General features: G+C 57.7%; 7 protein-coding genes and 1 rRNA gene. 4 read left to right on the top strand and 4 right to left on the bottom strand.

The window, feature by feature from the left end; translation table 11 throughout:
* The 4 genes from rrf to uvrB all read left to right on the top strand — a co-directional run.
* A 5S ribosomal RNA gene (rrf, locus tag PMX70_RS08780) occupies positions 1-109 on the top strand; the annotation flags it as partial.
* Between the two features lie 193 nt (positions 110-302).
* Positions 303-944 carry a dephospho-CoA kinase gene (gene coaE, locus PMX70_RS08775; protein WP_117842826.1) on the top strand — a complete coding sequence of 214 codons (642 nt, stop codon included), beginning with the start codon at positions 303-305 and terminating at the stop codon, positions 942-944.
* Positions 937-1,518 carry a lytic transglycosylase domain-containing protein gene (locus tag PMX70_RS08770; protein ID WP_117759573.1) on the top strand — a complete coding sequence of 194 codons (582 nt, stop codon included), beginning with the start codon at positions 937-939 and terminating at the stop codon, positions 1,516-1,518. The genes coaE and PMX70_RS08770 overlap by 8 nt, the downstream gene beginning before the upstream one ends.
* A 51-nt stretch (positions 1,519-1,569) precedes the next feature.
* Complete coding sequence (gene uvrB, locus PMX70_RS08765; protein ID WP_118081919.1) at positions 1,570-3,810, top strand: excinuclease ABC subunit UvrB; 2,241 nt, start codon at positions 1,570-1,572, stop codon at positions 3,808-3,810.
* A 65-nt stretch (positions 3,811-3,875) separates the two neighbouring features.
* Here the strand turns inward: uvrB and PMX70_RS08760 are convergent, their stop codons facing one another.
* From PMX70_RS08760 to PMX70_RS08745, 4 genes are all read right to left on the bottom strand, one after another.
* A complete protein-coding gene (locus PMX70_RS08760; protein ID WP_118081921.1) occupies positions 3,876-5,516 on the bottom strand; it encodes an NAD(P)/FAD-dependent oxidoreductase in 1,641 nt (546 codons plus the stop codon).
* 80 nt (positions 5,517-5,596) lie between these two features.
* The gene (locus PMX70_RS08755) at positions 5,597-6,868 is read right to left on the bottom strand and encodes an NAD(P)/FAD-dependent oxidoreductase (RefSeq protein ID WP_271743387.1); all 1,272 of its coding nucleotides are present in this window, start codon (positions 6,866-6,868) and stop codon (positions 5,597-5,599) included.
* Positions 6,869-7,699: an Mrp/NBP35 family ATP-binding protein gene (locus tag PMX70_RS08750; protein ID WP_022094864.1), complete on the bottom strand. Its 831-nt coding sequence runs from the start codon at positions 7,697-7,699 to the stop codon at positions 6,869-6,871.
* A 145-nt stretch (positions 7,700-7,844) separates the two neighbouring features.
* Entirely contained in the window at positions 7,845-9,998 is a 2,154-nt protein-coding gene (locus PMX70_RS08745) for an LTA synthase family protein (RefSeq protein ID WP_158571974.1), read from the bottom strand.
* Positions 9,999-10,083: the final 85 nt, after the last annotated feature.

The following is a 10,083-nucleotide window of genomic DNA, read 5'->3' as shown; positions in this document are numbered from 1 at the left end:
GCCAGAGCATGGGGGGCACGCCCGGTCCCGTTCCGAACCCGGAAGCTAAGCCCCATCGCGCCGAGAGTACTGCGGGGCCAGCCCGTGGGAGGCCAGGGCGCCGCTGACCGGTGGACGGCACCGAGCCGTCGGATGACTTGAAGAAGGGGGAGGCCTCGCGGCCTCCCCCTTTTTTGCGTTTTATAAAGAGCTGTAATACAAGAACTCGCCTTCTTTTAGCTTGTCTTACTGTTTGGCTGTATTTTGAGTCCTTCTTTTGTATTTGCGCGATAATAACTCCCATTGGCGTTAGGGAGGACTTGATGTTTACCGTATTTGTCTTGGGCAATATTGCTTCGGGTAAGTCGACTGCCTGCCGCTATTTCGAATCTCGTGGCGCTATGCTTATCGATCTGGATGAGCTTGCAAAATCGCTGTATGTACCGGGCTCTGATATCGTCAATGCTCTCGCGGATGAATTCGGTTGGGACATTTTGGATGAGGAAGGCGGCATTCGCCGCAGCATCCTCGCTTCTCGAGCTTTCGCTTCTCCTGATTCGGTCGCACGGCTCAATGGCCTTGTGCATCCCGTTCTCATTGAACAGCTTTCGCTTAGGATTCTCGATCCGGTTTGTTGTACGGTTTCGTCTCCCCGTTACCCCTTTGCGGTGGTCGAGGTTTCTGCCCCGACTGGTTTTGAGGATGCATTTGGCTTGGCTGATGAAATTCTGGTCATCAGCGCCCCTTTGTCAGTTCGTCGCAAGCGTGCTATTCAGCGTGGCATGGAGCTATCTGATTTCGATGCCCGTTCTGCTTGCCAGCCCGATGAGTCTGAGCTGTGCAATCTCGCTACAACGGTGATTGATAATACCGCAGGTGATAATTCGCTCTTTGAGCAGCTTGACTCATGGCTTGCATGCCATGGGTTTATAGACACTGCGAATAAGGAGGATGCCGATGCCTAAGACACGTTTCTTTGCGTGGTATCGCCTTATACCGCTGGCTGCCGTTTTTGCCTTCGGCCTTATTTCGCTCGTCTACTCGTATGCTCCTGCCGCCTTCTTTAAGCCTTTGTATCCAATTGACTACGAGGCGTATGTAAAGCAATCGAGTATTTCGCATAATCTGGATCCGTATCTGGTGTGCGCTGTCATTAAGTCGGAATCGAATTGGGATCCCGAGGCTGAGTCGAATCAGGGTGCTCAGGGATTGATGCAGCTGATGCCCGAGACTGCCCAGGATATGATCGCCAAGGGTCTTGTCGACGGTGGGGAGTATTCGGCCGACAACCTTAACGATCCGGCTACGAATATCGAGTTTGGCTGTGCGTACCTCTCGTATCTCTTAACGTATTTCAACGGGTCGACGGATAGCGCTATTGCCGCCTATAACGCCGGCATGGGCAATGTCGACGGATGGGCGCAGCAAAGTACGTCGCTGCACAATGCAATCACCTTTCCCGAGACGCAGGCGTATCTGATTCGCGTCAATAATGCCTGGGTTCGCTACAAGACCCTCTACCCCGATCGGTTCGTATAGGACTATGTCTGCCGCCTGCGTATACTGCAGATATATGAGTTAGGAGTATCCATGGCGGATTTTGAAGTTGAGCGTGTTGGCGGAGAGCTCAAACGCTTTGGCGTTGAGGGCTCTGAGGTGCCGTTTGAGGTCGTGTCTCCCTATGAGCCTGCAGGTTCCCAGCCAAAGGCCATTGAGTCGCTTGTGCAGGGTGTGAGGGACGGAGACCGCTATCAGGTTTTGCTGGGCGTAACCGGCTCGGGCAAGACCTTTACCATGGCCAAGACCATCGAAGCTCTCGGTAAGCCAACGCTGGTCATGGCCCCCAACAAAACCCTCGCCGCCCAGCTCGCGAGCGAGCTCAAAGAATTCTTTCCCAACAACGCCGTGGTCTACTTCGTCTCGTACTACGACTACTATCAGCCCGAGGCATATGTACCGCAGAGTGATACGTATATCGAGAAAGACTCCTCGATTAACGAGGAGGTCGAGATGCTGCGCCATCAGGCGACGGCATCGCTGCTTTCTCGACGGGATGTGATTGTCGTCGCATCGGTCTCGTGCATCTATGGCATCGGTTCTCCCGAGGACTATGCGGGCCTGGCGCCGAACGTCGATAAGAAGGTGCCGCTCGAGCGCGACGACTTCATCCATGCGCTCATTGACATTCAATACGACCGCAATGACTATGACCTGGCACGTGGCACCTTCCGCGTGCGCGGCGATGTTGTCGACGTATATCCGCCCTATGCCGAGCATCCGTTGCGCTTTGAGTTCTTTGGCGACGAGGTCGAGCTGATTGCCGAGATCGATGAGGTCACCGGCGAAATGCTACGTGAGTACGAAGCGATTCCCGTGTGGCCGGCTTCGCACTACGTGACCGAGAAGCCAAAGGTCAAGGCGGCCCTGAAATCAATCAGCGAAGAGTGCGAGAAGCGCGTGGCGGAGCTCAAGGCGACCGACAAGTTGCTCGAGGCGCAACGTCTGCAGCAGCGGACCGATTATGACCTCGAGATGCTCGAGACGATGGGCTTTTGCAACGGCATCGAAAACTACTCGCGCCATCTGGATGGACGTAAGCCGGGTGAACCGCCGTTTACCTTGATTGACTACTTCCCCAAGGATATGCTTTGCATCATCGACGAGAGCCATGTGACGGTGCCGCAGATTCGCGGTATGCACGAAGGCGACCGTTCGCGCAAAGTTACGCTTGTTGAGCATGGTTTTCGTCTTCCGTCGGCGCTCGATAACCGCCCGCTTCGTTTCGATGAGTTTGAGGCGAGGATTCCGCAGTTCATTTACGTCTCGGCCACGCCAGGCGACTATGAGTTGCGTGTGAGTCAAAACGATGTTGAACAGATCATTCGACCGACCGGCCTGCTCGATCCCAAAATCGACGTTCGTCCGGTCCGAGGCCAGATTGACGATCTTGAGGACGAGATTCGCGAGCGCGTGGCCCGTAAGGAGCGCGTGCTGGTGACCACGCTGACCAAGCGCATGGCCGAGGATCTGACCGATCACCTGCTCGATGCCGGCATTAAGGTCAACTACATGCACTCCGATACAGCGACGATGGACCGTGTCGAGATCCTGCGAACGCTGCGCGAGGGAAAGATTGATGTTCTCGTTGGCATCAACCTGCTCCGCGAGGGTCTGGATCTCCCCGAGGTCTCGCTGGTGGCAATTCTCGACGCTGACAAGGAAGGCTTCTTGCGCAATCGCCGTTCGTTGATTCAGACGATTGGCCGTGCGGCCCGTAATGCCGACGGCGAGGTCATCATGTATGCAGACGTTGTGACCGATTCGATGAAAGAAGCCATCGAGGAGACGCAGCGCCGTCGCGAGATTCAGATGGCATATAACGAAGAGCATGGCATTGTGCCCAAGACGGTCCGCAAGGCCATTAACGACATTTCGAGCTTTATTGCCGAGGCCGAAAAGACTGTGGGTTCCAAGGGGCGCTCGAAGGGCGACTCCCTTGGCCATGGCGCATTCTATACGCCCGATGAGTCGGGCGAGGGCGGCGTGCCGGAAACGGTGGCACCCGAGCAGACACTTGCGGAGCAGTTGGAAGAACTGCCGCATGACGAGCTTGTGCGGATCGTCGAAACCATGGAAGAGGATATGCGCAACGCTTCTGCCGCCATGGACTTTGAGGAGGCGGCGCGCCTGCGCGATGCTGTCGTTCAGATTCGGGCGATGCTCGAGGGTGCGTCTGAGGACGAGACGATCGAGCGCTTACGTTCGCAGGCCCGCAAGGGTTCCACGTTCGCATCGGGCAGAAAACGCCAGGGTGCACGGTTTAAGAAATAGCGAACAGGCCCCGAGTTCCCTGTGGAGCTCGGGGCCTGTGTCTTTTGCGTGCTGGAATTCGTGCGCTAGAGGTCTGCGATCAGGGCTTCGGCGCAACGGATGCCATCGGTAGCTGCGCTCATGATTCCTCCGGCATATCCGGCCCCCTCGCCGCAAGGGTAGAGCCCCGGGGTCGATACAGCGTGGCATTGACGGTCTCGAGTAACGGTGACCGGAGAGCTCGAGCGTGTCTCAACACCGGTGAGGACGGCATCGGGATGGTCGTAGCCACGCAGTTTTTTGCCGAGTAAGGGAATTCCCAGACGAAGCGACTCGATGATATGTTGCGGCAATGACTCATCGATTGCTGTCCAAGTCACGCCGAGCGGATAGGTGGGCTTTACCTTGCCGCATGTCGTGCTGGCGCGTTCTGCAAGGAAATCGCCGACGAGCTGTGCCGGTGCGTTCCAGTTGGAGCCGCCAAGGCGATAGGCAGCCCGCTCGCAAATGCGCTGGAGTTCTACGCCTGCAAGAGGATCGTCGCTGGGGAGATCGTCGGGCGTGACGTTAACGAGGAGAGCGGCGTTTGCGTTGCGGCCGGCGCGGGCGTTGAGACTGGCGCCGTTGACGCACAGATGGCCGGGCTCTGAAGAGGCTGCGACAACCTGTCCGCCAGGACACATGCAGAATGAGAATACGCTGCGGCCGTTGGGAAGATGGGTAACGAGCTTATAGGGGGCTGCTCCGAGCGCGGGATGACCCGCCGCGGGGCCATATTGCGCCCGATCGATATCACACTGCGGGTGTTCGATGCGAACGCCCATGGCAAACGTCTTTTGAGCGAGGGCGACATCATGGGTTTTGAGAACCTCGAATACGTCGCGGGCAGAATGACCGCAAGCAAGGATGAGATGCTTTGTGTTGATTGACTCGCTTGTCGCGTCGTGGGACGACTGGATGTCGATACCGACAATGGCGCCAGATGTGTCAGTGTGAATGTCAACGAGTTTCGTTCGATAGCGAACGGTTCCTCCGAGCTGTTCAATGCGCTGGGAGATGCTGGTAACGACGGCGGGGAGGATGTCGGAGCCAATATGCGGTTTTGCATCCCATAGAATATCGCGGGGAGCGCCCGCTTCGACGAAGGTCTCGAGGATAAGGCGATGGGCGGGATTTTTGGTTCCCGTATTGAGCTTGCCGTCCGAGAAGGTCCCCGCGCCGCCCAGACCAAACTGGATATTGCTCTCGGGGTCGAGGATGCGCTCCTTTAGAAAGAGGTCGATCGCATGTGAGCGGCGAAATGCCGGGTCGCCGCGCTCGATGAGCAGGGGTTTAAGGCCCGCTTCGGCAAGGGTCAGGGCGGCGAAGAGACCGGCGCAACCGGCGCCGACAACGACGGGACGCCCCTTGGGTGCATTCGGGACGGGGTTGGGGAATGAAGGAGCCTCGCCGTCAACCATGCGGATGCGCGAGCGGTTGCGCTCGGCGACGCGGTCGACCACTTCCTGTTCGAGTCGGGAGCTTGTCAGCTCAACTCGAAAGCTCAAAATAAAATGAACATCTCGCTTTTTACGGGCGTCGATTGACTTGCGATGGAGCTCAATGGCTTTAATCTGGGAATCCTCGCATCGCAGGGCTCGTTTGACGGCGCGTCTGCCAATAGCAAGGCAGGCGTTTTCGTCGCCGGCCTCATCGAGCGTCGCGTTGACTTGGGTGATTTCGATCATCGAGGTCTCCTTAGAGGCAAGAAAGAGGCCGTCCGGTATCCCAGACGGCCCGAATGCGTTTTTGATTATAGACTGCGCGGCTACAGGCTGCTTGCAGCGCGAATACCCGAGATCCAGGCCCACGCAAGGTTAAAGCCTCCGCAATCGGCGTCGATGTCGAGCGCTTCTCCGCAGACGTAAAGCGGGGCGCCTGTGGTGCTGTTCACGTAAAGATTGGGTGTCGAGACGCACTCGATAGATATGCCGCCACGCGTGACCTGTGCTGAGCGCTCCTCTGCCGTCCCTTCGACGGACAGTTTAAAGTGCTTGAGGATTGAGACCAGGTGGATGACATCGCGCGAGCCGGGATGGCACCGCTCGAATGCCGTACAGACGACGTGTGAGAGCTGCGGGGCGAGCATGCCGTCAAGCCAACGGGGATCACGGGGCGAAAAGCCGCCGAGCAGCTCAACACGCCGGTTGAGCATATCGAGCAACTCGTCTTTGGAGAGGTCGGGGAAAACGTCGAGCAGGATCGTATCGCCGTGCTGGATACGACGAGAGAGGTTGAAGACAGCGACGCCCGAGATACCGAAGGTTCGAAACAGCACTTCACCGTCTTCGTGCCAGAGCTCATTATGATTGCGGGCGAGCGTCAAGCGGGCGCGGACGCGCAGGCCATCCAACGTCTTGAGCGCTGCCCGATCGCCAACGACCGTTGCCGATACGGGGCAGAGGACGGGGCGTAGCGAAGTGAGGGGGAAGCGAAACATATCGGCGATACCGGTGGGGTTGCCGCCCGTGGCGATAATTACGGCATGTGCCTGCAGGGCCTCGTTCTTGCGAGGGACATCGGCGAGCGCCTTCCGAAGCGAGCGGAGCTCCGATTTTCGGTCGTCGTGCTTTTTTGCCTTGAGCGCCCGCGCTGGACGGTCTATTTGGAGTGCCCAGCCTTCGGAAGCTTTGCGCGCCGAGGCAACGTTGGCTCCGCAGATTAAGGTGATACCTAGGCGGTCGCAAGCGTTGAGAAGTGCGTCGCGCACCGATTCGGCGCGAAGGGAGCGCGGGTACAGCCGGCCTTCCTCGGAGGTTGTCATGATGCCCAGCGAGGAGAAGAAACCCATAAGCTCTTGTTCGGGCTGGGGGACCATGACGGATTCGACGAATGCGGGGTGGTTATACCGCTGAGGATCAATCGATTCGTTGGAGAGGTTGCAACGGCCGTTACCGGTCGCAAGGAGCTTGAGGCCGCAGGCGACATCGCGCTCAACGATGCAGACGCTTTTGCCGGCGCGTGCGGCCGTAATGGCGGCGGCGAGGCCTGAAGCCCCGCCGCCGATTACCAAGACGTCATAGAGGGCGCTCGCGTTCACTTAGGCCTCGTCGGTCTCGTGCGGGGTAATAGCCTCGACGGCAGAGACTGCCTTGGGCAACATGCCATCGGGCAGCGCGGTCTCGACCTCGCCCTTATCGCAGGCCTCGGCGAGTGCCGGATTAATGGGAAGCTGGCCCAAGATGTCGAGGTTATAGCGCTCTGCGACCTCGGGGAGCTTGCTCTTGCCAAAGACCTCGATCTTCTTGCCGCAGTCGGGGCACTCAATATAGCTCATGTTCTCGACAATGCCCAGAATGGGGACGTTCATCTTCTCGGCCATGTTGACCGCCTTGGCGACGATCATCGAGACCAGATCCTGCGGGCTCGTGACGATGACGATGCCGTCGACCGGCAGCGACTGGAAGACGGTGAGCGCGACGTCGCCTGTTCCCGGAGGCATGTCGACCAGCAGGTAGTCGATGGGGCCCCACGAGGTCTCGCTCCAGAACTGCCTAATGGCGCCTGCGATGACCGGACCGCGCCAAAGGACGGGGTCGGTCTCGTTTTGGAGCAGCAGGTTGGAGCTCATGACCTTGACGCCGTGCTCGGAGATTTCGGGCAGCATAAGGTTGCCAAGGGCATGGACGTGGCGTCCACTCATACCGAACATCTTGGGGATAGAGGGACCGGTGATGTCGGCATCGAGGACGCCGACCTTGTGGCCGTGACGGGCAAGCTCGGTGGCGATGGCACCGGTGACAAATGACTTGCCGACACCGCCCTTGCCGGAAAGCACGGCGATGACGCGCTTGACCTCGGACAGCGTGTTCTCCTCAAATTGCGACGGCGACGTTTGTCCGCCGGCGGCCTGTGCGTGTTCGCAACCCATGTATGACTCCTTTGTATATGCTGGGGCCGGGGCCCCGCGATGTGACACGAGCGTCATTGTACCCTCGTTTGCGAGCGGGAGTCATTTGCGATGCGTTTGGGCCGAGCGTGCTTGCAATACGATGGGCCCAAGCGAATGGGCGGGCTTACTGAACTTTGCTGGCGAACTCGAGGTATTGCATGCGCTGCAGCTTGTCGATCGTCGAGGCGTAGGGGCTGTCTTCCGATTCCAAGTCGTAGCGCAGCCCGTCGGCACCGAGATAGCCGGCGACATTGATGGTGGGCACATCTGACCTTGTCGCAAGCAGGGCCTTTTGGTAATTGGTGAGCGGGGCGCCGATCTTATTAAGGGTAATGGCTGCAATCTCGTTTGCCCCGACGGTGTCGTAGACGTTGAGCTCGGTATTGCCGGCGATCTCATAGTTAGCCCAGACGAGATATGTCGACTGATAGATACGGAAAGCGTGGCTTGCCGTATCTTCCTGAGGGTACAGCTCGTCGTTGAGAGTCGTTGCGGCGCTCGGCTGATGGTCGCCAAAAAAGACAAGAACAACCGGTCTGCCGATATTGCGGAGCTCGTTGATAAAGTACTCGAGGTCCCGGTCGGATGCGTTGATGCAGGTGAGATAGGTGTTGAGCGCGCTGTTGGCGCCCTCGCTGGCTCCCTCGACCCAATAGTTTGTCAGCTCTTCGGCGGGAACGGTGCCATAGTCGTAGCCGCCGTGATTTTGCATCGTGACGTCAAAGATGAACTGCGGCGCTTCGTCGGTTCTAAGCAGGTCGAGTATCTTGTCGTAGGTGGCGTAGTCGCATACGCCGGCATGGTAATAGGGCGCACCTTCGAAATCGCCGATTGAAAGAAAGTCTCCAAAGCCCAGCTGCTGATAGATTTTATCTCGATGGTAGTTGACGGGGTTTTGCGGGTGCATAGCGGTAGCGGTATACCCAAGCTCTTTAAGGTCCTTTGCCAGGCTGTTGACGCCATTCATCTGATACAGTTGATAGGGAATTTTGCCTAATCCGACAAAGGCCGTTGTCGCTCCGGTCAAAAATTCGAATTCGGAGTTCGCCGTTCCGCCACCGGCGACCGAAGCGAGCATGGTGCCGCGAACAAGTGTGTCGGGAAGCGAGTTGTAGAATGCGGGACCGGTGTACCCGGCCGCCTGGAGCTGCTCAAAGCACGAAAGGTCGCTAAAACTCTCGTTCATGACGGCAACAATCGTCGGCTTGATTTCATTGAACTGGGCAACGGCCGCCGCGCGCTGTTCGCTCGAGCCATATGTGCTGTCGTAGACGGTGGCGAGCTCCTGCTCGATGCTCTGCGCCTCATCGGGCGTATAGTCTTCGGGCTTCTCAATGGGCAACTCGTTGACCATTTCGGTGAACGAAGTGATAAAACCCTGAGACGCATACGTGGTGATGGGCTGCCAACGGTCAAATCCAAAATCCAGCGCCTGCTCCAAGTCGATGTTGGAAAAGCCTGAGAGCCCCACAACGGTCACGAGCAGAAAGGCACAGAGGTTAGCGGCGATAGCGGGGAAGACATGGGTGGGCGTACGGAGCTTTCGCGGTCGGATGAGCGAAAGAAGCCCCAGGGAAATCTCCAGCAGGGCGAGAGAGGTTACGATTCCGGCGGTAAAGGTAAACTCGTATCCCTCGCTCACTTCCATTGCGGTGCCAAGGGCCAAGATATCGCTTGGCAGGATGGCTTCGCCTTTAAACGTTATGACGAAGTGCTCGGCAATGCCAAGGATGCAACAGACGACGGGCACGAGGGCCATGACGCCTCCATGACGCTGCCCCACCAAATAAAGGGAGAGCAGAACCGTCGCGAGCAGCCCGACGGAAAACCCGAATGAGTTGGCGGGAATGCGATAGAACGTTTCGTTGCAGGCAATTTCGAGTGAAACGAACGAGAGCGCTGAAACAGCGGCGATGACAAGGATGTCACGGCAAATACAGGCAACCGTTCCCGTCGCAAGGTCGGTTTGGTCGATAAGTCCCGAAACCAAGGGCTCGACAAGAAGCATGACGGCGGCAGCACCGAGCGCCGAATAAGAAAGGACCCATAGGGAGCTGCCCTCATTTACGAGCAATTGATTCGTAACCCATGCAGCTACCACGCCGAGCGGGATGAGGAGCGTCGCGCACCAAAAGACGCGGGCAATGGGTGGCTTTTCGTTGCGTTTGATTGAAAAATACACGCGCACGACGACGGCGGCCACGATAAGGACGGCGATGAATATGGGCAGATTGGCCATGTCGCTCGAAGTGATTTCAAGGGGGATATCTTCGGTCATGGACGTTCCTCTGGTACAGCAAATTAAGTTCAGCATTAGATTACTGTAACCTTTCCACGGCATTTCGAGAAACAAAGCGCCCGAT

This window comes from Collinsella aerofaciens (genome assembly GCF_028206795.1).
Classification (GTDB): domain Bacteria; phylum Actinomycetota; class Coriobacteriia; order Coriobacteriales; family Coriobacteriaceae; genus Collinsella; species Collinsella aerofaciens_AX.
This window is presented reverse-complemented; position numbering and strand designations above follow the sequence as displayed.

Excerpts from the sequence above, each read along its gene's own strand:
- coaE (WP_117842826.1), top strand. The coding sequence starts at position 303 with ATGTTTACCGTATTTGTCTTGGGCAATATTGCTTCGGGTAAGTCGACT.
- uvrB (WP_118081919.1), top strand. The coding sequence starts at position 1,570 with ATGGCGGATTTTGAAGTTGAGCGTGTTGGCGGAGAGCTCAAACGCTTT.
- PMX70_RS08770 (WP_117759573.1), top strand. The coding sequence starts at position 937 with ATGCCTAAGACACGTTTCTTTGCGTGGTATCGCCTTATACCGCTGGCT.
- PMX70_RS08750 (WP_022094864.1), bottom strand. The coding sequence starts at position 7,699 with ATGGGTTGCGAACACGCACAGGCCGCCGGCGGACAAACGTCGCCGTCG.
- PMX70_RS08745 (WP_158571974.1), bottom strand. The coding sequence starts at position 9,998 with ATGACCGAAGATATCCCCCTTGAAATCACTTCGAGCGACATGGCCAAT.
- PMX70_RS08760 (WP_118081921.1), bottom strand. The coding sequence starts at position 5,516 with ATGATCGAAATCACCCAAGTCAACGCGACGCTCGATGAGGCCGGCGAC.